At 64.7% G+C, this 20558-nt stretch carries 26 protein-coding genes, 1 tRNA gene, 1 pseudogene and 1 riboswitch; of the genes and pseudogenes, 13 read left to right on the top strand and 15 right to left on the bottom strand.

The genetic code is table 11. The features are described 5' to 3' along the window. The first annotated feature begins 115 nt into the window (after positions 1–115). On the top strand, positions 116–802 hold the full coding sequence (locus tag BFD71_RS08635) for a DedA family protein (RefSeq protein ID WP_069262819.1): 687 nt from the start codon (positions 116–118) through the stop codon (positions 800–802). 95 nt (positions 803–897) lie between these two features. Here the strand turns inward: BFD71_RS08635 and BFD71_RS08630 are convergent, their stop codons facing one another. Further along, complete coding sequence (locus tag BFD71_RS08630; RefSeq protein ID WP_069262818.1) at positions 898–1713, bottom strand: mechanosensitive ion channel family protein; 816 nt, start codon at positions 1711–1713, stop codon at positions 898–900. A 274-nt stretch (positions 1714–1987) separates the two neighbouring features. On the opposite strand from BFD71_RS08630, the pseudogene BFD71_RS08625 reads away from it, so the two are divergent. Further along, a pseudogene (locus BFD71_RS08625) lies at positions 1988–2602 on the top strand (ParB-like protein); the annotation flags it as partial. A gap of 196 nt (positions 2603–2798) precedes the next feature. On the opposite strand, the gene BFD71_RS08620 reads toward BFD71_RS08625, so the two are convergent. Then, the gene (locus BFD71_RS08620) at positions 2799–3728 is read right to left on the bottom strand and encodes a LysR family transcriptional regulator (protein WP_069262816.1); all 930 of its coding nucleotides are present in this window, start codon (positions 3726–3728) and stop codon (positions 2799–2801) included. Between the two features lie 118 nt (positions 3729–3846). Here BFD71_RS08620 and BFD71_RS08615 point away from each other — a divergent pair, with 118 nt between their 5' ends. The 3 genes from BFD71_RS08615 to BFD71_RS08605 all read left to right on the top strand — a co-directional run bounded on the left by BFD71_RS08615 (position 3847) and on the right by BFD71_RS08605 (position 5704). Continuing rightward, positions 3847–4410: a cytochrome b gene (locus BFD71_RS08615; RefSeq protein WP_069262959.1), complete on the top strand. Its 564-nt coding sequence runs from the start codon at positions 3847–3849 to the stop codon at positions 4408–4410. A 61-nt stretch (positions 4411–4471) separates the two neighbouring features. Then, positions 4472–5059 (top strand): YceI family protein, encoded by a 588-nt coding sequence (locus BFD71_RS08610; RefSeq protein ID WP_069262815.1) that lies wholly within the window; start codon positions 4472–4474, stop codon positions 5057–5059. 54 nt (positions 5060–5113) lie between these two features. Beyond that, entirely contained in the window at positions 5114–5704 is a 591-nt protein-coding gene (locus BFD71_RS08605; protein ID WP_069262814.1) for a YceI family protein, read from the top strand. 107 nt (positions 5705–5811) lie between these two features. Here BFD71_RS08605 and BFD71_RS08600 read toward each other — a convergent pair whose 3' ends face one another. From BFD71_RS08600 to ydfG, 10 genes are all read right to left on the bottom strand, one after another. Beyond that, on the bottom strand, positions 5812–6258 hold the full coding sequence (locus BFD71_RS08600) for a BspC domain-containing protein (protein WP_069262813.1): 447 nt from the start codon (positions 6256–6258) through the stop codon (positions 5812–5814). Positions 6259–6416: 158 nt separating this feature from the next. Further along, a tRNA-Lys gene (locus tag BFD71_RS08595) sits at positions 6417–6492 on the bottom strand. Positions 6493–6667: 175 nt separating this feature from the next. Further along, a complete protein-coding gene (ybgF, locus tag BFD71_RS08590; protein ID WP_069262812.1) occupies positions 6668–7417 on the bottom strand; it encodes a tol-pal system protein YbgF in 750 nt (249 codons plus the stop codon). A 23-nt stretch (positions 7418–7440) separates the two neighbouring features. Further along, positions 7441–7947, bottom strand: coding sequence for a peptidoglycan-associated lipoprotein Pal (gene pal / locus BFD71_RS08585; protein ID WP_042266217.1), 507 nt, complete (start codon positions 7945–7947; stop codon positions 7441–7443). A gap of 18 nt (positions 7948–7965) precedes the next feature. After that, positions 7966–9258, bottom strand: coding sequence for a Tol-Pal system beta propeller repeat protein TolB (gene tolB / locus BFD71_RS08580; protein ID WP_069262811.1), 1293 nt, complete (start codon positions 9256–9258; stop codon positions 7966–7968). Positions 9259–9394: 136 nt separating this feature from the next. Beyond that, positions 9395–10381: a cell envelope integrity protein TolA gene (gene tolA, locus BFD71_RS08575; RefSeq protein WP_069262810.1), complete on the bottom strand. Its 987-nt coding sequence runs from the start codon at positions 10379–10381 to the stop codon at positions 9395–9397. Further along, positions 10378–10824 carry a protein TolR gene (tolR, locus tag BFD71_RS08570; protein ID WP_035513412.1) on the bottom strand — a complete coding sequence of 149 codons (447 nt, stop codon included), beginning with the start codon at positions 10822–10824 and terminating at the stop codon, positions 10378–10380. The genes tolA and tolR overlap by 4 nt, the downstream gene beginning before the upstream one ends. Before the next feature lie 24 nt (positions 10825–10848). After that, positions 10849–11526 carry a protein TolQ gene (gene tolQ, locus BFD71_RS08565; protein WP_028205324.1) on the bottom strand — a complete coding sequence of 226 codons (678 nt, stop codon included), beginning with the start codon at positions 11524–11526 and terminating at the stop codon, positions 10849–10851. 154 nt (positions 11527–11680) lie between these two features. Beyond that, positions 11681–12175 carry a tol-pal system-associated acyl-CoA thioesterase gene (ybgC, locus tag BFD71_RS08560; RefSeq protein ID WP_069262809.1) on the bottom strand — a complete coding sequence of 165 codons (495 nt, stop codon included), beginning with the start codon at positions 12173–12175 and terminating at the stop codon, positions 11681–11683. A 68-nt stretch (positions 12176–12243) separates the two neighbouring features. Continuing rightward, positions 12244–12990, bottom strand: a complete 747-nt coding sequence (ydfG, locus tag BFD71_RS08555) for a bifunctional NADP-dependent 3-hydroxy acid dehydrogenase/3-hydroxypropionate dehydrogenase YdfG (RefSeq protein ID WP_069262808.1) — start codon at positions 12988–12990, stop codon at positions 12244–12246. A gap of 197 nt (positions 12991–13187) precedes the next feature. Further along, positions 13188–13325: riboswitch (ZMP/ZTP riboswitch) on the top strand. 160 nt (positions 13326–13485) lie between these two features. Between ydfG and glyA the strand changes: the two genes are divergently transcribed. From glyA to BFD71_RS08520, 7 genes are all read left to right on the top strand, one after another. After that, positions 13486–14733, top strand: a complete 1248-nt coding sequence (gene glyA, locus BFD71_RS08550) for a serine hydroxymethyltransferase (protein ID WP_069262807.1) — start codon at positions 13486–13488, stop codon at positions 14731–14733. Positions 14734–14748: 15 nt separating this feature from the next. Beyond that, positions 14749–15228, top strand: coding sequence for a transcriptional regulator NrdR (gene nrdR, locus BFD71_RS08545; RefSeq protein ID WP_069262806.1), 480 nt, complete (start codon positions 14749–14751; stop codon positions 15226–15228). Positions 15229–15385: 157 nt separating this feature from the next. Beyond that, on the top strand, positions 15386–15922 hold the full coding sequence (locus BFD71_RS08540; RefSeq protein ID WP_069262805.1) for a GspH/FimT family pseudopilin: 537 nt from the start codon (positions 15386–15388) through the stop codon (positions 15920–15922). Further along, on the top strand, positions 15919–16347 hold the full coding sequence (locus BFD71_RS08535) for a hypothetical protein (RefSeq protein WP_141710603.1): 429 nt from the start codon (positions 15919–15921) through the stop codon (positions 16345–16347). The genes BFD71_RS08540 and BFD71_RS08535 overlap by 4 nt, the downstream gene beginning before the upstream one ends. Continuing rightward, positions 16344–17144 carry a PilW family protein gene (locus BFD71_RS08530; RefSeq protein ID WP_370684255.1) on the top strand — a complete coding sequence of 267 codons (801 nt, stop codon included), beginning with the start codon at positions 16344–16346 and terminating at the stop codon, positions 17142–17144. Before BFD71_RS08535 ends, BFD71_RS08530 begins: the two co-directional genes overlap by 4 nt. Further along, entirely contained in the window at positions 17141–17677 is a 537-nt protein-coding gene (locus BFD71_RS08525; RefSeq protein WP_069262803.1) for a pilus assembly PilX family protein, read from the top strand. The genes BFD71_RS08530 and BFD71_RS08525 overlap by 4 nt, the downstream gene beginning before the upstream one ends. A 20-nt stretch (positions 17678–17697) precedes the next feature. Next, positions 17698–18129 carry a type IV pilin protein gene (locus BFD71_RS08520; protein WP_069262802.1) on the top strand — a complete coding sequence of 144 codons (432 nt, stop codon included), beginning with the start codon at positions 17698–17700 and terminating at the stop codon, positions 18127–18129. 32 nt (positions 18130–18161) lie between these two features. Here BFD71_RS08520 and BFD71_RS08515 read toward each other — a convergent pair whose 3' ends face one another. The 3 genes from BFD71_RS08515 to BFD71_RS08505 form a co-directional block, all read right to left on the bottom strand. Then, positions 18162–18629 carry a DUF3318 domain-containing protein gene (locus tag BFD71_RS08515; RefSeq protein ID WP_069262801.1) on the bottom strand — a complete coding sequence of 156 codons (468 nt, stop codon included), beginning with the start codon at positions 18627–18629 and terminating at the stop codon, positions 18162–18164. A 15-nt stretch (positions 18630–18644) separates the two neighbouring features. Beyond that, entirely contained in the window at positions 18645–19031 is a 387-nt protein-coding gene (locus BFD71_RS08510; RefSeq protein ID WP_069262800.1) for a phage holin family protein, read from the bottom strand. A 205-nt stretch (positions 19032–19236) separates the two neighbouring features. Beyond that, positions 19237–19539, bottom strand: a complete 303-nt coding sequence (locus tag BFD71_RS08505) for a DUF883 family protein (protein WP_007584918.1) — start codon at positions 19537–19539, stop codon at positions 19237–19239. A gap of 358 nt (positions 19540–19897) precedes the next feature. On the opposite strand from BFD71_RS08505, the gene BFD71_RS08500 reads away from it, so the two are divergent. Further along, positions 19898–20536, top strand: coding sequence for a peroxiredoxin (locus tag BFD71_RS08500; protein WP_069262799.1), 639 nt, complete (start codon positions 19898–19900; stop codon positions 20534–20536). The last annotated feature ends 22 nt before the right edge of the window (positions 20537–20558 follow it).

Here is a 20558-nt window from a genome sequence, read left to right as displayed (position 1 = left end):
TTTTCGTGGCGCACGGGCACTTTCGGTATCATGGCGCGATCAATTTGGCTTCTCGCGCAACGCAGGGCGAATGCGCTTTTTCAGGCGCGCGGCCCACGATCAATAAGGGACACTTTTGGATACGCTTCTGCAGTTCGTCAATCTTGTCTTGCACATCGACAAGTTTCTCGGTGTCTTCATCCAGCAATACGGCGGCTGGGTCTACGCGGTGCTGTTCCTGATCGTGTTCTGCGAAACCGGCCTCGTGGTGCTGCCGTTCCTGCCCGGCGACTCGCTGCTCTTCATCGGCGGTGCGTTTGCCGCGACGCATGAGATGAATCTCGGCGTGCTGATCGTGCTGCTGCTCGTGGCTGCGGTCCTCGGCAATACGGTGAACTTTCTGATTGGGCGCGCCATCGGGCCGAAAGTGTTCAATACGCACATTCCTGTGCTCGAACGCTTCCTCGACCGCGCCGCGCTGCAGAAAACCCACGAATTCTACGAACGCCACGGCGGCAAGACCATCGTGCTCGCGCGCTTCATTCCTGTCGTGCGGACGTTCGCGCCGTTCGTGGCGGGCGTCTCGCAAATGCCTATGCGACGCTTTCAGTTTTTCACGGTCACGGGCGCGCTGTCCTGGGTGTTGCTGCTCGTGCTGCTCGGCTACTTCTTCGGCAACATTCCGTTCATTCGCCAGTACCTCAACGTGATCGTGCTCGTCGGCATCGGCGCGGCGATCGTGCCGATCCTGATCGGCGGCGTGTGGAAGATGCTGCGCAAGGACTCGCGCGGCGGCGCGGTGCGCAAGCCCAACGGCGGTTGAGCGTCCGGCGCCTTCGGGCCGCAACGCAAGGAAAAACGGCATCGCCTGCGAAGGCGATGCCGTTTTGTTTTGGCGCTCGCGTCGAACGCGGCGCGCTAGGTGCCCACGCGACGAATGATCGAGGGCGTTTCGGGCGTCGGGTAGCCCGCGTCCTTGAAGGTCTCGACAATCGTGCGGTTGGTGTCGAAATACACCTGCCAGTAGGAGTCGTTGCTGGTGTAGGGACGTACAGCCAGCAGCGGGCCTTCGGGCGTGAACGAGAGAATCTCGACGTTGGGCGGCGGCTCCTGCGAAACGTTCGGAATTTTGGCGATGGCCGTGCGCAGACGGCTGGCGGCATCGACGGGATCGACGCCGTTGGCGATCTTCGCGGTCAGCTCTACGCGGCGCACGGGCGTCGCGCTGTAGTTCGAGATGGTGTCCGAGAAGATCTTGTTGTTGCCGACGATGTTGACCACGTTGTCCGGCGAGATGATGGTCGTGCCGAAGATGCCGAGTTCCTTCACGGTGCCCGTCACGCCCCCGGCCGTCACGAAGTCGCCCACCTTGAACGGGCGCAGCACCTGCATGAACACGCCCGCCGCGAAATGCGCGAGCAGCCCGCCCCACGCCGTACCGATGGCGAGGCCGAGACCGGCGAGGAGCGCCGCGAACGAGGTGGTCTGCACGCCGAACACCTGCAGGATCGCGAGGACCAGCAGCAGGTTCAACACGGCGGCGAGGATCGAACTGAGGTAATGCGCGAGCGTGGGATCGACGCGCTCGTTGCGCGCGAGCACCTTGCGCAGCACACCGGCGACGAGGTTGATGGCCCAGCGTCCGATGATCCACAGGACGATCGCCGCCACGACCTTGGTCCCGAAGTCGATGCCCCGGGTCATGATGAATACGCGGATGGTTTCGAGATCCAAAATGCCCTCGCTTGTGTCGTTGGTTGAGCCTGGAAGACGTGCAACTGACAGCGGCGGGAGCATGACGGGCGCGGTGGTGCGCGCCGTCTGTCCCTTGGCGCATTTATAGGCGAAGCGGCGAAAGCGTGCATCCAGCGTGCCCGCCCGTCTCAGGGTTGACCCTGCGCACGGGGCGCGCGGCGCTCGTTCGATTGAACCGGCGTGCATGGCCGTTCGGCTGTATCGTTGCGCGATCGACCCCGACACGAACCGACACTAAAACAGGAGGCCCGCCATGAACCTGCCGAACACCGATCTCCATCTCATCACCGTGAAGCTCGACGAGTTGCGTCCCACGCAGATCACAGTGGGCTTTCGGGAGGTGAACGCCAAGCGCGCGCACTGGCAGACGCTCGACAAGAAGGGGCGCGCGGCGGCCATCGACTCGCACTGGTTTCCCGCTGTGCTGGGGCCGAAGTCGCGCTACTACGTGGTCGATCATCACCACCTTGGCCGCGCGTGGCTCGAAGAGTCGGTGCAGAGCGTGCGGGTGACGGTGCTCAAGGATCTCTCGTGGCTCGAGCCCACCATCTTCTGGCGCATGATGGAGCACGACCAGTGGGTGCATCCGTTCGATGCCGCGGGCGAGCGCTGCGAATTCGACCAGTTGCCGAAGCAGCTTCTCGGCCTTGTCGACGATCCGTATCGCAGCCTCGCGGGCGAGTTGCGCACGGCGGGCGGCTACGCGAAGGACACGACGCCGTTCAGCGAATTCCTGTGGGCCGACTATCTGCGCCGTAAGGTATCCGAAACGCGCCTGCGCAAGGACTTCGACGCTGCGCTCGCCGAGGCGCTATCGCACGCGCACGATGCCGACGCGCGTTATTTGCCGGGCTGGTCGGGCGTGGTGCCACCCGCGGCGGCGGCGCCAGCGCCAGCGGCTGCGCCGGCCAAGGCGGCCAAGGCGGCCAAGGCGGCCAAGCCAGCCAAGGTCAAGAAGGGCTGAAGCGGGCGGCGCACCCTACCTCGCCAGGGGCAGACTCAGGCGTGCGCGGGCTTGCGTTCGTACAACCCGCACGCGCTTCGCTCCCGCGCCAGTTCAGCGTTCAGCGCGCGTCGGGCAACGGCGCCTGCGGCGGCGTGCCTTGCGTGAGGTAGTGGCAGAGCCACTCGCTGGCGGGGCCGCGCGCCGCGTCGGTGCGATGGATCAGCGAGATGTTGTAGTTCACCGAGCGCCGGTCCGCGAGCGCGACGCGCACGAGCCGACCGGCTTCGAGATCGGCTTCCACGAGGTGCTTCGGCATCGACCCCCAGCCGAGGCCCGCGAGCAGCAGCCGGTGCTTGGCGCCCAAGTCGCCGAGTTTCCACGCGCGATTGCTGTACACGCCGAAATTCTGGCCCTCGGTAAGGCGGCTGCGGTCGGTGAGCACCAGCTGCGTATGCTCGCGCGCATCCGAAATGCGCACGGGGTGCTCCGCCTTGGCGAGCGGATGGCAGGGGGCGGCCACGAGCACGAGTTCCACGGTGCCGATGGACTGGGCTTCGATCACGTGCGGCCAGTTGTGGTTCGGCCCGCTGATCCCCACCGCGCAGTCGCCGTCGAGCACGAGCTTGAGCACGCCGCCAAGCGCTTCCATGGTGAGATTCAGCGCGACGGTGGGAAACGTGAACGCGAACGCCTGCAGGGCCTCGACGAGCCGCTGCGACGGAAACATCACGTCCACGGCCAGCGAAACCTCGCCCTCGAGCCCCCTCTGCAGGCCGGCCGCCTTGGCGTTAAGCTGACCCATGAGCAGATCGAGGCGGCGCGCGTCGGCGAGGATCGCGCGGCCCGCGGCCGTGAGTTCCGGCTTGCGCTTGCCGCGCTCGAACAGCGCGACGCCCAGCAGCGCCTCGAGATTGGCGATCGTATAGCTGACCACCGACTGCGCGCGGTCGAGCTGGCGCGCCGCCGCCGAGAAGCTGCCGGTTTCGGCGACGGCGATCAGCGCGCGCAGCTGCTCGAGGCTAGGGGAGCGGTCCGAGGTGCGGTCCACGAGGTACGGTCCTTTTCGATCTATCGAAAAAATGGATGATAACCATCCATTTTAGACGATTGTTTGAATAGGTTTGGCCGGGTAAAGTGCACACCTCGAATAATGGAGTCGTATGCCGATGAACCCCACCGTCAAGCCCGCCGGCCGCTATAACGGCGTTGCCATGCTGCTGCACTGGCTGATCGCCGCGCTGATCGTCTGGGGCTTTGCGCTCGGCTGGGTCATGACCGACATTCCGGGCATCACGCCCACGAAGCTGCGCTACTTCTCGTGGCACAAGTGGATTGGCGTGACCGTGCTCGCGCTCGTGCTCGTGCGCATTCTCTGGCGCGTGACGCACACCGCGCCCGCGTTGCCTGGCTCTATGCATGGCTGGGAACGGCTCGCCGCGCACCTGGGCCATACCGCGCTTTACGTGCTGATGGTCGCGATTCCGGTCACGGGATATCTCTACAGCTCGGCGGCCGGCATCCAGGTCGTGTACCTCGGCATCTGGCCGATGCCCGTGCTGATCGGCCCCGACACCGCGCTCAAGGGCGTGCTGCGCGTCGTGCATATCTCGCTGAACTACACCCTGCTCACCGTGGTCGTGCTGCACGTGCTCGCCGTCATCAAGCACCAGTTGATCGACCGCCAGAACATCCTCTCTCGCATGCTGCCGTTCGGCACGCCGCGCGACTGACTTCGCGGCGCGCATGCGCCATCTCCATTTCCCGATACCTTCCACCTTGGACCGACTGCCCATGATCCAGCGTCTTGCCCATACTGCTTCCGTCGTCGCGCTCGGCGCGGCGCTCGCCGCCGGCGCGGCACTTGCCACGACTTTCGCCACGAACGCCAACGCCGCGGCCGAAGCCGCGAAGAACTCCGTGAGCGCCGTGTTCAAGCAAATGAATGTGCCGGTCGAAGGGCGCTTCAACCACTTCACCGCCGACGTGCGCTTCGATCCGGCGAACGTCGCGGCATCGAGCGCGAAGCTCGACGTCGAGGTGGCGAGCTTCGACCTCGGCGCGCCGGAATACAACAAGGAAGTCGCCGGCGACGAATGGTTCGACGCTTCGCATTTCCCGCACGCGACCTTCGTCTCCACGCAGATCAAGCCCGCCGCGAACGGCGCGTTCACGGTGACCGGCAAGCTGACCATCAAGGGCAAGACGACCGACGTCGTCGTGCCGGTGCAGTACCGCAAGGACGGCGCCACCCAGGTGTTCGACGGCACACTGCCGATCAAGCGTCTCGCTTACGGCATCGGCTCGGGCGAGTGGAAGGACACCTCGATCGTCGCCGACGACGTGCAGATCAAGTTTCACATCGTGTCCGCCGCGCACTGACGCGCGTACGGCACCGCTTTTTCATCCCGTTTCTCCCGCACCAGGAATCGATTCATGAAGACCACGATTTTCGCCGCGGCCGTTGCCGCCTCGCTCGCAGCCTTCGTCGCCACGCCGGCGCTCGCAGCCGCCACGACCTATAACCTCGACCCGATGCACACCTATCCGAGCTTCGAAGCCGATCACTTCGGCGGCGTCTCGGTGTGGCGCGGCAAGTTCACGAAGAGCTCGGGCACGGTCACGCTCGATCGCGAGGCGAAGACGGGCACGGTGGACGTGACGATCGACGCATCGTCGATCGATACCGGCAACGCGAAGCTCGACAAGCACGTGAGCTCGGCCGAATTCCTCGACACCGCGAAGTTCCCGACGGCCACCTACAAGGGCACGTCGATCCGCTTCGAAGGCGACAAGCCCGTGGAAGTGATCGGCACGTTCACGCTGCATGGCGTGACCAAGCCGCTGAACCTGAAGATCGACTCGTTCAAGTGCTTCCAGAACCCGATGCTCAAGCGTGAAGTGTGCGGCGCGGACGCATCGGCACAATTCGACCGCGCGGACTACGGCGTGAACTGGGGCCAGTCGTATGGCTTCAAGACGGCGACGACGCTGCAGATCCAGGTCGAAGGCGTCAAGGCGGACTGAGTTTGCGCGCGGCATGGGCCGCGCGTCGCTCGATGCGAAAAAGCCCGTGCGCTGTCAGGCGCGCGGGCTTTTTTGTTGCGGGAAGCGATAAGGATGACGAAGTGTCGTCAGTGGATCGGCGACGTTGCGTGCGTGCCGCGCGGCGACAGCGCGACGTCGACGACGTGCGAATGCCAGATCCCGCAGGTGGCCTTCACGGGCACCCAGGCGTACTTGCCGCGGACCTTGGCGAAGGCGCGCAGATGGATCAGTGTGTCGATGGACGGGGCAGGCGAAAGTGCGTCGCTCGCGACGGGCGTGGGCGTGGCATTCGCGGGCGCGGGCTGCTCGATTTTCGCCGAGAGCGCGCGCCGATCGGGCACGAGCAGCGAATCGTAACGCTGCGCCTTATGCACCCACTGGTCGAGCGCGGCAACGCAATTGACGACGGCGTCCGGCACGCGTATGCGGCGCAGGTATGCGTAGTCTTCGGGTTGCGGTTGAATTTGCGCCTGAACGCGCAGACTGAGCCAGAAAAGCGCGAGCAGGGCGCAGGCAAGGGTCGTGAACTTCATGATGACGTGGCCTGTGCAGCGGGGATGGGACGGCGGGGGAGGGAGTATACATGCTGGACGCATGCTCGCGCGCCGAGTCACTCAAGACGCTTGAGCCTGCGCCGTACGCTGCAAAGCAAAAAGCCCAGTCCGGAGACTGGGCTTTTTGTTTGATGCTTTGGTAGGCCGTACGGGATTCGAACCTGTGACCAACGGATTAAAAGTCCGCTGCTCTACCAGCTGAGCTAACGACCCAAAAGAGAAGCGGGATTATAGCGGCGTCTGGTCAACGCGTCAACTTTTGCCGTCATAAAACCGATGGAAGCGCCCGGAGCACGCCGTGCCCCGGGCCTTCCCTGTATGCGAGAGGCGCATTTCGCGGCATTGGCATTAGCCAGCGCCACGTCACGCCAAAACCATCCAGCAGCGCTTATTTGAGCTGTGAAAGCTTGCTCTGCGCCGTCTGGGCGACATCCGAGTTGCCGTATTGCGAAACGACCTGCTCGAGCGTGCGTTTGGCCGCAGCCTTTTGCCCCTGCTCGATCTGATTGTTTGCAATGGCCAGCAGTGCCTCGGGGGCACGCGGGTGTTGCGGGTATTTGTTGACGACGTTCTGCCACGTCGCGGTCGACCCCTTGTAGTCCTTCAGCGCATACAGCGCGTTGCCGAGCCAGTACTGCGCGGTCGGCTGGTAAGGACTCTGCGGGAACTTCGCGATGAAGCTACGGAACGATGCCGCCGCGTTCTTGAAGTCGCCGTTGCGGAACTGCTGCGAAGCGGCGTTGAACGCGTCCATCTCACCCGGCTGAACCGTGCCTTGCATGCCGTCCACGGTCTCCTGCTGCGGCTCGAACTTCTTGAGTCGCGTGTCGAGATCCGTGTAGTAGTCCTTCTGTTGCTTCTGCAGGGTCGCCAACTGGTTCGCCATATCCTCGTTCTGTCCGCGCAACGTCGCGACCTGCTGGTTGAGCTGGTCGAGGTGGTTGGACTGGTCGAGGATCGTGCGTTGAGCGGCGGACAGCTGGCTGGACAGGCTGTCCGTTTTCGCGCGCAGGTCGAGAATCGCCTGGCGCGCCTGATCGTCATCGAAGATACCCGCGTGGGCCGGCAGCGCCGCAAAGGCGACGCCAGCCACGCAAGCGGCTGCGGCTACGCGCAGCGGGGAGAAACGGTGCGACATACGCCCCTTCATCCAATGCTCAATTACTGTTGATACACGAGGTCAGCACGGCGGTTCTGCGCCCACGATGCTTCGTCGTGGCCCGTTGCGACCGGCTTTTCCTTACCGAGGCTGACGGCTTCCATTTGCGAATCGGGCACGCCCATCAGCGAGAGGGCGCGACGGACCGCTTCAGCACGCTTTTGACCCAGCGCCAGGTTGTATTCGCTCGTGCCGCGCTCGTCGGTGTTGCCCTGGATCAGGACGTGACGTTCCGGGTGCGTCTTGAGGTACTGTGCGTGAGCTTGCAGCAGCGACTGGTAGTCGTCCTTGACGGCGTAGCTGTCGAAATCGAAGTACACGCTGCGCTTGGCGAGCGGGCTGTTCGGATTGTTCAGCTCATCGACGTTCACCTGGGCGACCGCGTTCGGGTTCGGCTGGGTGTTCATCGCACCGGCGTTCGGGTTCGTTTCCTTGACACCCGACTTACACGCTGCCAGTGCACCGATCATCAAGACGGCCAAGGCCAGGCGTACTTTCTTCGACATCATTATTTCTCTCCTGAAGTGTTATTGCATAAAAGGACCCCAGGACGGCTCGCGTACGCTGCCGCCCTGAACGGACAGGATTTGCCGCGTACGACCGTCGGTCGATACAGCAGCCAGCACGCCACGGCCGTTCACCTGTGTGGCGTAAAGAATGTACTGACCGTTCGCCGCGAAGCTGGGCGACTCGTCATGTGTCGTGTCAGTGAGCGCCGTGGCGACACCGGACTGCAGATCTTGAATGTACAGCTTAAATCCGCCGCCCGTGCGTGAGATGTACGCCAGTTGCTTGCCGTCCGGGCTGGCCTTCGGGCTCGTATTGTAGTTGCCGGTAAACGTCACACGCTGTGCCGCTGCGGCGCTTTCGCCCTGGGCCGGCATCTTGTAAATCTGAGGCTGGCCGCCGCGGTCGCTCGTGAAATAAATCCAGCGTCCGTCAGGAGAGTAGTTGGGTTCGGTGTCGATCGTCGTGCCTTGCGTGAGGCGGTGCAGGCCGGAGCCGTCGGCATTGACGGCGAAGATCTGCGTGTTGCCCGTGCGCGACAATGCTACTGCGAGCGTGCGGCCGTCGGGAGACCAGGCCGGCGCCGAATTGTTGCCCTTCTGGTCCGAAATGATCACGCGGCGACCCGTCGGCAGGTCGTGCACGTAGACGATCGGCTTCTTCTTTTCGAAAGATACGTAAGCGACCTTGGTGCCGTCGGGCGACCAGGCCGGCGAGATGATCGGCTCGGGGCTCGACAGCGCGATATGCGCGTCTTGTCCATCGGAGTCCGAAACCTGCAGCTGGAAGCGGCCGCCCGTCTTGATCACGTATGAAAGACGCGTGGCGAACACGCCGCGATCGCCGAGCAGCTTCTGATAGATGTAGTCCGCAACCTTGTGCGCGCTCATGCGCAGGCCGCTTGCCGGGCTCGTGAGCACGAGGCCGCCGAGGCTTTCGCCCTTCACGGTGTCGTAGAGCTTGAAGCGCACTTCGTACTGGCCGTTGGCGAGCTTGTTCACGCTGCCCGCAACGAACGCGTTGGCGCCCTTGGCCTTCCAGCTGCCGAGGTCGACGGAGTCGTTTTCCGAGATCGGTGCGCTGCCGGCATCGATATTCGTAAATTTCCCGCTGCGTTGCAGGTCGGCGCGCACGATGGCCGCGACCTGCTCGGGCGAATTCGCTTCACCGGCAAAGTTAGCCGTGGCGATGGGGAACTGGGTGGAGCCCACGCCGGTGACGAGGACGTTGAGTTGTGCGTTCGCCGCGCCGCCCGCCGTGATCAGGCAGGACGCGACGAGGGTTCGCAGGCCAAGCTTCGTCATCAATGTCATGCTGTGATATTTCCTGAAAAAAGCAATTTTGTCATAACGCGCAACAGCAGACTGACCCGAAAACGTTCGAATCGTTCCTTATTAGCCACTGTTGCGCGGCGGCTTTCCTCAACCTTTCTGCGCCTTGCGCTCGCCATCAACCTGCCGGGCGCAAGGTGATCTTGAAGCTAGAAGGCGCCTTGCCGTCGGTATCGACCGGCATCGGATCCGAGCGCTGAACTGCCCGCAACGCGGCGTCGTCCCACGACGCGTTGCCGCTGCTGCGCGAGATCGTCGCCGAAAGCAGCGTGCCGGTCGGCGAGCAACGCACCGCGATCTCCGTTTCGAGACCCGACGTTTCGCCCGCCCACACGATGTTCGGACGCACGCGGCGGCGCACCTTGTCGGCGTAGCCCGGCGATGTCGCGTTGCCGCCCGAGCCGCTGCCCGTGCCGCTCTTCGCAAGACCGTTGCCGCTCGTACCTTCGCCGCCGCCCATCGAGCCTTGCATCTGCGCGATGCGGGCGCGGCGTTCCGCGTCGAGCTTCTTCGCCTGGGCGTCGGCTTGCGCCTTCGCCTTGGCCGCCTTCTCGGCGTCGGCCTTCTTCTGCGCGTCGAGCTTCGCCTGCTTCTGCTGCTCTTCTTCCTGCTGCTGCTTCTTGAGCGCGTCCTGCTGCTGCAGCTGCTTTTGCTTCTCCGCCGCGGCTTGCTGCTGTTCCTGCTGCTGCTTGAGTTTTTCGGCCTTCTGCTGCGCGGCCTGCTGGGCCGCGAGCTGCTGACGCTTCGCTTCGGCTTCCTGCTGGGCTTTCAGACGCTGCTGCTGCTCGGCCAGTTGCGCCTCGCGCTGCGCTTCCTGCTGCTTACGCTTTTGCTGTTGCAGCGCAATGTCGGCTTCCTCGGTTTGAGGCGGCGGCGGGGCAGGGGCGACCGGCGCGGGCGGCGGCAGCGGCTTCGGTGTCGACAGGTCCGGCACCTCGGTCCACAGTTCCGCCTCTTCACCCGCCGGCGTGCTGTTCTGCCAGCGGATGCCGTGATAGAGGAACAGGCCGAGCAGCACGTGCATGAGCACCGCGAGGGCGATAGCACGTCCTGTGCCACGCTCTCGCGGAGGCTGCAGCGGATACGAATCGTTCTTGCGGATCATTGCGATTTGACGAGCAGTCCGACACGTTTGACGCCATGCGACTTCAGGTCGGACATCACGTTCATCACCGTCTCGTATTTGACGGACTTGTCGGCGGCGATCACGACGGGCTGGTCGGGATGGCTCTGCTCGCGATCGGCGACGAAGCCGTTGAGATCGGCGCGCGTCATGGTCTGTTGCTGCGTGGCGCCGGAGTCATCCTTGTAGCGTACGCTCAGATTGCCGTCGGGGCGAATATTGACCACGACGGGCGGCACCTGCTGCTGCTGCGACGCGCCGCCGACGGTCGGCAGGTTGACAATGGACGGCGCCACGAGCGGCGCGGTCACCATGAAGATCACGAGCAACACCAGCATCACGTCGATGTACGGCACGACGTTGATGTCGGCCATCGCACGGCGCGAGCGGCTGCCTCGCATGCTCGAACGGACTGAGCCTCCCATCTTCGACTCCTTGCTTCGTGAAGATTAGTGGGCCTGACGCTGCAGGATGTTCGAAAACTCTTCGATGAAGGTTTCGAAGCGGATCGCCAGACGGTCGATGTCGTGTGCGTAGCTGTTATACGCGACCACCGCCGGAATGGCGGCGAACAGACCGATCGCGGTCGCCGTCAGCGCTTCGGCGATGCCGGGCGCGACGTTCGCGAGCGTTGCCTGCTGCACGTTCGCGAGACCGCGGAACGCGTTCATGATCCCCCAGACCGTGCCGAAAAGACCGATGTACGGACTCACCGAGCCGACCGAAGCGAGGAACGAGAGGTTCGCCTCGAGCGCATCCATTTCGCGCTGGAAGGCGGCGCGCATCGCGCGGCGGGCGCCGTCGAGCACGAGGCTCGGATCGTTCAGGCGCTTCTCTTTCGCCTTCAGGAATTCGCGCATGCCCGACTCGAAGATACGCTCGAGCGCGCCGATCGTGTGACGGTTGTTGGCTGCGCTCTGGTAGAGCGCCTGCAGGTCGCCGCCTGACCAGAAGTCGCGCTCGAAGCGCTCTGTCTGGGACCGCGCCCGGCGGATCGCAAACCACTTGCGGAAGATGAAAGTCCAGGAAATCAGCGACATGAGCAGAAGAAGCCCCATCACCGCCTGTGCCAGTATGCTCGCATTAAGAACGAGAGAAATGATCGACAGATCTTGTGTAGTGTTCATATAGGTTCGTTGTGACGTCCCGAAAGGGGCGAGCGGCTGCAAGACAACGCAAGGCTTCCCGTAGGCGGTTGGGAAGCTCTCGTGCCGTCGCGGCCGAACCCTGCTTGGTCCTGCATTGACCGGCGCGAGTTCACTGGCGTCGTATCAACGGTAATTACTGCACTGCCGTTGACACGGCGTACAGGTCTTTCTGGGGTCCACGTTGCAAGGCTTCATGAACGGGGGCCGGAATGGGTGCGGGCCGCATGGCCGTGCTGTCGACGCAGGCAACGCGAATGGTGCCCGTGGCGAGCAGCGTGTTTTCGCGCCACGCTTCCTGCATGAAGTCGACCGAGGCGCGGCCCAGCTTCTCGACGCGGCTGACGGTGGTGACGACGTCGTCGAGGCGCGCCGGCGAACGGTAGTCGAGCGCGGTGCTGCGCACGACGAAGAGCACGCCCGTTTCCTCGGCGAGCCGACGCTGATCGACGCCGCACGCGCGCAGCCATTCGGTGCGCGCGCGTTCGAAGAACTTCAGGTAATTCGCGTAAAACACGATGCCACCGGCGTCGGTGTCCTCGTAGTAGACGCGCACCGGCCACGTAAAGCCGCGCCCGGCCGGTGACGACGCCGCGTCCGGCTTGCTGGTGGAATTTTCCATGCCGCGCATTCTACCGGAACGCGAGGCCCCTACGTCTTTCGTACGACTGACGTAAGTATTAAATTTGTAAGGTATTTTTAGCCGCGGTGGATACTGGTACCGGCGAATGTCTGGGCAACGGGCATCAGTTCGATCGTGTTGATGTTGACGTGCCCGGGGCGCGTGGCGATCCAGTAGATCGAATCGGCGATGTCCTCGGCCGTGAGCGGCTGCACGTCCTTGTAGACGCTGGCTGCCCGGGTGTCGTCGCCGCGAAAGCGCACGTTCGAGAACTCGGTGCCGCCGCACAGGCCCGGCTCGATGTCGGTCACGCGCAGTGCCGTGCCCGCGAGGTCAGCGCGCAGGTTCAGGCTGAACTGACGCACGAACGCCTTGGTCGCGCCATAGACGTTGCCCCCCGCATACGGCCAGCGGCCCGCCACCGAACCGATATTGAAAATGTGGCCGCGGTTGCGCTCGACCATGCCGGGCAAGAACGCGTGAGTGACCTGCACGAGACCGGTGCAGTTGGTGTCGATCATGGTTTCCCACTCGTCGAGGTCGGCCTTCTGTGCCGGCTCCACGCCGAGCGCGAGGCCGGCGTTGTTGACCAGCACGTCGATGCCGGCGAACCCGGGCGGCAGCGCGCCGGGCGCGGCTTCGACCGCCGCGCGGTCGCGCACGTCGAGCTCGATGGGCAGGAGGGCGTCGCCGAGTTCGGCGGCGAGGGCGTCGAGGCGGTCCTTGCGGCGAGCCGTGGCGACGACGCGATGTCCGCCCTTCACGAAGGCGCGAGCGATGGCGGCGCCGAATCCTGCGGACGCGCCGGTGACGAAAACGATCATGGTGGCTCTCTGGTCGGTAGAAGGCGGGAAAAGGGGAGAGCCTACTTGCAATGCCGCATGGCGGCAAGAAAGGGACAGTACGCGCGCGGATCGCATGGCCGGCGCCGCCGCACGGCGCGTCGCAGCCCGCGGGACGCCCGAGCGCACTGGGGGCGGGCGGTTGCCTATTCCCTGCCGTTCCAATAAACTAACGCGCTCAATCCCTGCGTGACTGGCGATAGGGTTCCGAAATGGCGGCATTGGCGGTAGCCATGCGCTTGTTATTGGGGACTCAAGGTGGAACGACCCACCGTGAAGCGCAGGGTGCCGTTTTGCCGTTCGCCTGGGCAGCCTGATTTCGCGCGCTTTCGTTTGCGCTGCGGGGGCTGTCCTGCCTCGCGTGTGCGGCACCTCGTTCCGCCACGTCAAGGCTGGCCTCTTCGCCAGCAGCGCCGCGTACCCGCTACGCGTTCCGCGCGAGACCCGGTCAACCTGAACACACTTAACGGAATCCGTATGTTTGACAGAGCCGAAAGCACCATCGCCAACGTCGATCCCGAACTCTTCAAGGCGATCGAACTCGAGAACCGCCGCCAGGAAGAGCACATCGAGCTCATCGCGTCGGAAAACTACACCTCGCCCGCGGTCATGGCCGCGCAGGGTTCGCAGCTCACCAACAAGTACGCCGAAGGCTACCCCGGTAAGCGCTATTACGGCGGCTGCGAAAACGTGGATATCGTCGAGCAGCTCGCGATCGACCGCGTGAAGCAGCTGTTCGGCGCCGAAGCCGCGAACGTTCAGCCGAACTCGGGCTCGCAGGCCAACCAGGGCGTGTTCTTCGCCGTGCTCAAGCCGGGCGACACCATCATGGGCATGAGCCTCGCCGAAGGTGGTCACCTCACGCACGGCATGGCGCTGAACATGAGCGGCAAGTGGTTCAACGTCGTGAGCTACGGCCTCGACGCCAAGGAAGACATCGACTACGACGCGCTCGAAAAGCGCGCGCACGAAACCAGGCCGAAGCTGATCATCGCCGGTGCGTCGGCTTTCGCACTGCGTATCGACTTCGAGCGCATCGCCAAGGTTGCCAAGGCGGTTGGCGCGTACTTCATGGTCGACATGGCGCACTACGCCGGTCTGATCGCCGCAGGCGTCTACCCGAACCCGGTGCCGCACGCCGACTTCGTCACCACGACCACGCACAAGAGCCTGCGCGGCCCACGCGGCGGTGTGATCCTGATGAAGGCGGAGTTCGAGAAGCAGATCAACTCGGCCATCTTCCCGGGCATTCAGGGCGGTCCGCTCATGCACGTCATTGCCGGCAAGGCCGTGGCGTTCAAGGAAGCGCTCTCGCCGGAGTTCAAGACCTACCAGCAGCAAGTGGTCGACAACGCACGCGTGCTGGCGGAGACGCTGGTCAAGCGCGGTCTGCGCATCGTTTCCGGCCGCACGGAAAGCCACGTGATGCTGGTGGACCTGCGCGCGAAGAACATCACCGGCAAGGCGGCGGAAGCCGTGCTGGGCACCGCGCACATTACGGTCAACAAGAACGCGATCCCGAACGACCCGGAAAAGCCGTTCGTGACGAGCGGTATCCGTCTCGGTTCGCCGGCCATGACGACGCGCGGCTTTGGCGTGAAGGAAGCCGAGCAGGTCGGCAACCTGATCGCCGACGTGCTCGACAATCCGGAAGACGCCGCGACGATCGAGCGCGTGAAGGCGCAGGTCGCCGAGCTGACGAAGCGTTTCCCGGTTTACCGCTAAGCCACGCGATAACCCATGCGCTGCCCCTTCTGCCGGCACGAAGACACGCAGGTCGTCGACTCGCGCGTGTCCGAAGACGGCGCCGCGATCCGGCGCCGCCGCCGCTGCCCGGCCTGCGACAAGCGTTTCACGACGTACGAGCGGGTCGAGCTGGCGATGCCTTCGATCGTCAAGAAGGATGGCAGCCGCACGGAATTCGACCGCCGCAAGATCGTGGCGAGCATGCAACTGGCGCTGCGCAAGCGCCCGGTTGCAGCCGATGCGATCGACGCGGCGGTTGCCCGTATCGAGGACCAATTGCTCGGCAGCGGCGAGCGCGAAGTGCGCAGCGAGCGCCTTGGCGAACTTGTCATGGGCGAATTGCGCGAACTCGACAAGGTGGCGTTCGTACGGTTTGCTTCGGTGTACCGACGCTTCGAGGACGTCTCCGAATTCGAAGACGTGATCGAGGAATTCCGCCGCGCGGGCGCCAACAACCCCGCGAAAAAGCGCTGAGCGCATTCCCATTTTTCTTCCCTCCTGCCAGGCCGCTGTCGTAACGCTTGCATTCTCGCGAGCCGGCGTTGCGCGCACCAGCTAGCCGTTCGGCTAATTGTTTCGTTTCGTTTTCGTCCGTAGATTGATGGCAATCCGCTCGAACTAAGGATTGCTCATGAAGTCCGGAGGATTCACGCTCATTGAGACGATGGTCGTCATCGTCCTGCTAGCGATCTGCGCAACGGTTTCCACGCCTGTTTTCACCGCGTGGCGCGTGCGCGATCAGGTCGACGCGCGCGCCAACGCCATGCTCGGCACGCTCGCCTATGCACGCAACGAGGCCATACGGCGCAAGGCGCGCGTCACCGTTTGCCGCGTCGACGCCGCGCGCCATTGCCTCGAGGCGGCCAAAGCGTGTCCGTCCGGAATTGCCGACTGGTCCTGTGGCTGGGCCGTCATGATCGAGCGCGCCGGAGCGTCTATTCCGTTGCGCATCCAGCCGGCGCTCGATGCGATCTCCGTGGCGTCGGGGCTCACCGCCATCACGTTTTCGCCGCCGGCGGGGCAGACCATCGGCAGCTTGCGCAACTTCGAGATTGCCCCGCGGGTCCCGTCGGCGGCACAACGCGGTGCGGGCTGGCGTCGCTGCATACGCATCGCACAGGGGGGGCGGGCACGCATCAGCGACGGCGCATGCACGGGGGCGTCATGAGCCGGGTGAGCGAGCGCGGCGAGCGCGGGTCGACGCTGCTGGAGGTCGCCATTGCGCTCGGCATCATGGCGATGTGCGGGCTCGGCCTGATGAGCACCCAGCTCGGGCTGGCCCGGCACGCGCAACTGGCAGCGGCGCGCGAGCGCGCGGCCTTTGCCGCTGACGCCATGGCCGAAGCGGCGCGCGTGGCGCGGGCAACGCCCGCCACGACCGATCGATGGCAGGCGCTGGCGGCGAGCGTCGTGCCCGAAGGGCGGCTGACCATGTCGAGCGCGGGCGGCGACGCATCGATCGCGTCCGTGAGTTGGGCGGCGACACCGCACGGCGCAGCGTCGGGATCGACGCCGGTTTCGCGGGTTGCGCGGTGTCTCGATGCCACGGCTTCCGCCGGGCGCGCCTGCGTCGCCCTGGCGTTTCTGCGATGAACATGCGCTGCGCCCACGGGGTCCAGGAGGCTGGCCACACGCTGCTCGAACTGACGATCGCCGTGGCGCTGGGCCTGGTGGTGACGCTTGGCGCGCTCTCGGCATATCGCATGCAGCGCCTGGCATACGCGCAGGCGAGCGACGCTGCGCGCATCCACGAGGCCGGCATGAATGCGTTGATGCTGATCGGCGAGCAGATTCAGATGGCCGGTTTTGTTTCGGCGGACGCACGCTCGCCGCTTGCCGGCGCCGCGATCTTCGGCTGCTCGGCGGGGAGCCCGAGCGGTACCGATGCGGCGCTTGCCTGCGCGCTGCTGCCGAGCCGCTCCGACGGGTTGGCCGTGCGCTATCAAGGCGACAGCGTATCGACGTGGCCCGCCGCAAACGGCCAGGTTACCGACTGCCTCGGGCAGGGGGTTGGTATGGGGAGCGTGGAAATCGTGAACCGGTATTATGCCGCGGCGGCGAGCCACACGACTCGCGAAAGCGAGCTTTACTGCGCGGGCTCCGGCAAGGTCGGCAAGCCACAGCCGCTCGTCGAGGGCGTCGAGCGTTTGCGCCTGCGCTACTGGACGGCGGGCGCGGCGCAGGCGGTCGACGCTTCGGCGCTCGCTCGCGATCAGTGGGCGTCGGTCGTCGCGGTCGATCTGTGCGTGCTGGTGCGCGGAGCGGCCTTTGCGCGGCGCATCCGATACGTCGATTGCGATGGCGTGCAGGCGCTCGGCGCGGATGGGCGAGCGCGACAAGCGTTCTGGCGGCACATCGCGCTGCGTAACGTTTTGCCGGCAGCGTCATGAAAATAAGCCTGCGCGGGAAGCGTCGCACACTGGCCACGGCTCGCGGCGTGGCGCTTCCAGTCGTGCTGCTTGTCGTCGCGATGATGCTCGCGACCTCGGCGGCGTGGTTCGAGGCCGCGCTGCTGGGGCGGCGCAACGCGGATGCCGTCGCCGATCATCTGCAGGCCTTCCATGCCGCCGACGCCGCGCTCGTGTTGTGCTCGCGTGCGCTGACGAATGGCTCGCTGGCCCCACCAGCGGCGGCCACGCAGTCAGGCGAGCCGCAAGCCTGGCGGCGGCAGGACAGCTTCGAGCGGCAGACGGTTGCGCCCCTTGCTGCGTGGCCGGGGTCCGTGCGCTTGCCGCAATGCCTCGTCGAGGCCTGGCGCATCGATAGCCGTCCGCTGGCTCGCGCGTATCTCGTCACGGCGCGAGGGTTCGGCGCATCGGAAGACACGCAAAGCTGGCTTCAGGACCAGTTGGTCATCGAAGCCGAGGGCGACGCGACACGCGTCGAGCATCACTGGCGCTACGTCGTCGCGAGGCCCTTTTGACGAGGCAAACGGGAGGTAAGGTGAAGAGCAACCGGTACAACGCGTTCACACTGCTCGAACTGGTCATCGCGCTGGCGGTGGCCGCCATCGTCGCCGCCTTCGCGATGCCGGGGTGGAGCGCGCAGATCGCGCGGGGACATCGCATCGACGCCGTGGCCGCGCTCTATCGCGCAGCGCAACTCGTCGATACGCAGAGCGCGTCGATGGCACTTTTGCCCACTGGGTTCGACCAGGCTCCGCCGACGGGAACGCCCGTCTACCGCCTGCGTCTCATGCCCGCCGACGATTCCAACGGCGGCTACGCCCTCGTAGCCGATCCGGTGGAAGCCGGGCCGATGCGTGGCGATGCGTGCGGCGCCTTCGTACTCGACGCAACCGGCGCGCGCAGCAATCGTGCTGCAGGCAGCGGCGTTGTCCCGGCGTCTACGCAGATGTGCTGGAGGGACCGGTGAACGGCCTGGAGGGCTGCCGCGGGCGGCGGTGATCAGCCGGTGAGGTCGTCTTCGTCGGACTTGTCGCGGGCAGGCCGGTTCGCAGAGGTGCCGCGCTGACGCCGCACCTGCTGCCAAACGCGATACGCTTCCCACGCCGTAAAAGCGAGGCCGCCCCACTTGATGACGGGGCGCGCAGCCGAGACGATGCTCGTACGCAGCGGCTTTGCCACGATGAGCGAGATGAGCGAACTGACCAGCGGATATTCCTTGAGCAGGCTGCCGAGGCCGGAAGCCACGCCGCCGCCTGAGCGACTGAATCCGGGCACGACGAACCGCAGCCAGCTGAAGTTCGTAACCGTCGCGCGGATGTCGACGAGCGCTTCGGCCATTTCGGCACGCTCGACGCTCGCTCGCACGAGCAGCAATTCCTTGCGCAGGGCGCGCAGCTGCGGCGTCGACAGATCGTGCGCGCGGCCGCGGCGGGGGCGAAAAGCAGTGTCCGGTCGAGGTTGATTCATGGCGTCGGCTCGCGGCTAGGGGTTGCGCAGGGCGTCTCGGTCTTTCTCGAATTCCTCGAGCGTCGCCTGGAAGACGAGTGGCGCGGTGTGCAGCCCGCGGCGCGCCTTCAGGCCGCAGAAAATGGCCGCGATCGCGTAGACGACCGTGAGACCGGCGAGCGCCTCCCAGCGGTACGTGTCCCAGAAGGCGATGGCAACGAGCGCCGTGAGCGCGATCAGGGCAAGCATCGCGAACATCATCCCCGCGAGGCCAAGAAAGAGCACGCCGATGAGGCGGTCCTTCTCCTCGGCGAGTTCGATGCCGATCAGTTCTAGCCGCGTCTGTAGCATCGCGGACGCGGAGCCGAGCAGTCGGCGCAACGGCCCGTGTTCGTGTCGCTGCGAGTGGGTGTCTGTCGTCATGGCGATGGCAGGTGGCGCAGGCGGATGCCCGAGCAATGCGCAAGAAAAAACGCAACAAAAGACAGCGGGCTGAATTGCCCGGCGAGACCAAGCGGTGCGGTGGGCCGCGCCAACGAAAAGCCGTCAGGCAAGCGCTGCCAGCGCCTGGTCGAGCGCGCCGCGCGAGGGGCCCGGAGCCCACTCGCGTAGCGCGGCGAGCGCTGCTTTATTTGCGGTTGATCAGCAATCCGACCAGCACGCCCACGCCGGCGGCGATCCCGATCGACGCCCACGGATGCTCGTGGACATAGTCGTCGGTGGCGCGGGCCGCTTTCTTGCCTTTCTCGACCACGACCACCTGGACGTCGGCGGCCTTCTCTTTTGCCTGCTTCAGACGCGAGAGTGCCGTTTCGCGCAATTCCGAAGCGCGCTCACCCGTAGCGCTCGCAGCCTGCTTGAGCAGGTCCTCTGCGTCCGCGAGGACGGTTTTGATATCGGACATCAGCCTCTCCTTGTTGACTTCTGACATTGACTGGCTCCCATCGTGTCACATCACGCGTGAATCGTAACAAAGATACGGGCGCTGGCAAGCATGACGCGCCGCCACGACCTGCGAGTTCGCACGATCCGTTCCCGCGAGCGTGTATGGACGGGGCTCTGGATCCCGCTCACAAATAATCGCGAGGTGAGTCATTGATTTGATCCGGCACCTAAAGTTTCCTCCAATCGGCTCAAAATTACAAAAACTCATACCGGTGTGAGCCGATGTTCGTTCGCGGGGCGCAACCTGGGCCTGTATGCTTGAGTGTTGTAAACGTCTACTGGATCAACGGGCAGCGCGCGCCGGTTCGATCAAACCCGTTCACTTCGTTCAGAGGAACCGCACCATGAGTCTACGTCTTGGCGATATCGCACCCGACTTCGAGCAGGATTCGAGCATTGGCCGCATCAAGTTTCACGAGTGGCTCGGCAATAGCTGGGGCGTGCTGTTTTCACACCCGGCCGACTTCACGCCGGTCTGCACGACCGAGCTTGGCCTGACCGCCAGGCTCAAGGACGAATTCGAGAAGCGCAACGTGAAGACGATTGCGCTTTCGGTGGATAGCGCCCAGTCGCACAACGAGTGGATCAAGGACATCAACGAGACGCAAGCCGCTAACGTCGGCTTCCCGATTCTCGCGGACGGCGACCGCAAGGTGTCCACGCTGTACGACATGATCCATCCGAACGCGAATGAGACGCTCACTGTGCGCTCGCTCTTCGTGATCGACCCGAACAAGAAGGTGCGCCTCATCATCACCTATCCGGCGAGCACGGGCCGCAACTTCGACGAGGTGCTGCGCGTGATCGACTCGCTGCAGCTCACCGACAACTATCAGGTCGCGACGCCCGGCAACTGGAAGCAGGGCGACGACGTCGTGATCGTGCCGTCGCTGAAGGACGAGGAAGTCCTCAAGCAGAAGTTCCCGAAGGGCTACAAGGCCCTGCGTCCGTATCTGCGCATGACACCGCAGCCCAACAAGTAAGCCGTTCGGCCAGCGTCCGCGT

This window comes from Paraburkholderia nodosa (genome assembly GCF_001718195.1).
Lineage (GTDB): Bacteria > Pseudomonadota > Gammaproteobacteria > Burkholderiales > Burkholderiaceae > Paraburkholderia > Paraburkholderia nodosa_A.
Note: the sequence above shows the minus strand (reverse complement) of the source record. Positions and strands in the feature narration are given on the sequence as shown.

Excerpts from the sequence above, each read along its gene's own strand:
- BFD71_RS08540 (WP_069262805.1), top strand. The coding sequence starts at position 15,386 with ATGAAGTCCGGAGGATTCACGCTCATTGAGACGATGGTCGTCATCGTC.
- BFD71_RS08500 (WP_069262799.1), top strand. The coding sequence starts at position 19,898 with ATGAGTCTACGTCTTGGCGATATCGCACCCGACTTCGAGCAGGATTCG.
- tolR (WP_035513412.1), bottom strand. The coding sequence starts at position 10,824 with ATGGGAGGCTCAGTCCGTTCGAGCATGCGAGGCAGCCGCTCGCGCCGT.
- BFD71_RS08525 (WP_069262803.1), top strand. The coding sequence starts at position 17,141 with ATGAAAATAAGCCTGCGCGGGAAGCGTCGCACACTGGCCACGGCTCGC.
- BFD71_RS08530 (WP_370684255.1), top strand. The coding sequence starts at position 16,344 with ATGAACATGCGCTGCGCCCACGGGGTCCAGGAGGCTGGCCACACGCTG.
- ydfG (WP_069262808.1), bottom strand. The coding sequence starts at position 12,990 with ATGATCGTTTTCGTCACCGGCGCGTCCGCAGGATTCGGCGCCGCCATC.
- BFD71_RS08605 (WP_069262814.1), top strand. The coding sequence starts at position 5,114 with ATGAAGACCACGATTTTCGCCGCGGCCGTTGCCGCCTCGCTCGCAGCC.
- nrdR (WP_069262806.1), top strand. The coding sequence starts at position 14,749 with ATGCGCTGCCCCTTCTGCCGGCACGAAGACACGCAGGTCGTCGACTCG.
- BFD71_RS08505 (WP_007584918.1), bottom strand. The coding sequence starts at position 19,539 with ATGTCAGAAGTCAACAAGGAGAGGCTGATGTCCGATATCAAAACCGTC.
- BFD71_RS08535 (WP_141710603.1), top strand. The coding sequence starts at position 15,919 with ATGAGCCGGGTGAGCGAGCGCGGCGAGCGCGGGTCGACGCTGCTGGAG.
- tolA (WP_069262810.1), bottom strand. The coding sequence starts at position 10,381 with ATGATCCGCAAGAACGATTCGTATCCGCTGCAGCCTCCGCGAGAGCGT.
- pal (WP_042266217.1), bottom strand. The coding sequence starts at position 7,947 with ATGATGTCGAAGAAAGTACGCCTGGCCTTGGCCGTCTTGATGATCGGT.
- ybgF (WP_069262812.1), bottom strand. The coding sequence starts at position 7,417 with ATGTCGCACCGTTTCTCCCCGCTGCGCGTAGCCGCAGCCGCTTGCGTG.
- BFD71_RS08515 (WP_069262801.1), bottom strand. The coding sequence starts at position 18,629 with ATGAATCAACCTCGACCGGACACTGCTTTTCGCCCCCGCCGCGGCCGC.
- ybgC (WP_069262809.1), bottom strand. The coding sequence starts at position 12,175 with ATGCGCGGCATGGAAAATTCCACCAGCAAGCCGGACGCGGCGTCGTCA.
- glyA (WP_069262807.1), top strand. The coding sequence starts at position 13,486 with ATGTTTGACAGAGCCGAAAGCACCATCGCCAACGTCGATCCCGAACTC.
- BFD71_RS08510 (WP_069262800.1), bottom strand. The coding sequence starts at position 19,031 with ATGACGACAGACACCCACTCGCAGCGACACGAACACGGGCCGTTGCGC.
- BFD71_RS08615 (WP_069262959.1), top strand. The coding sequence starts at position 3,847 with ATGAACCCCACCGTCAAGCCCGCCGGCCGCTATAACGGCGTTGCCATG.
- BFD71_RS08600 (WP_069262813.1), bottom strand. The coding sequence starts at position 6,258 with ATGAAGTTCACGACCCTTGCCTGCGCCCTGCTCGCGCTTTTCTGGCTC.
- tolQ (WP_028205324.1), bottom strand. The coding sequence starts at position 11,526 with ATGAACACTACACAAGATCTGTCGATCATTTCTCTCGTTCTTAATGCG.
- tolB (WP_069262811.1), bottom strand. The coding sequence starts at position 9,258 with ATGACATTGATGACGAAGCTTGGCCTGCGAACCCTCGTCGCGTCCTGC.
- BFD71_RS08610 (WP_069262815.1), top strand. The coding sequence starts at position 4,472 with ATGATCCAGCGTCTTGCCCATACTGCTTCCGTCGTCGCGCTCGGCGCG.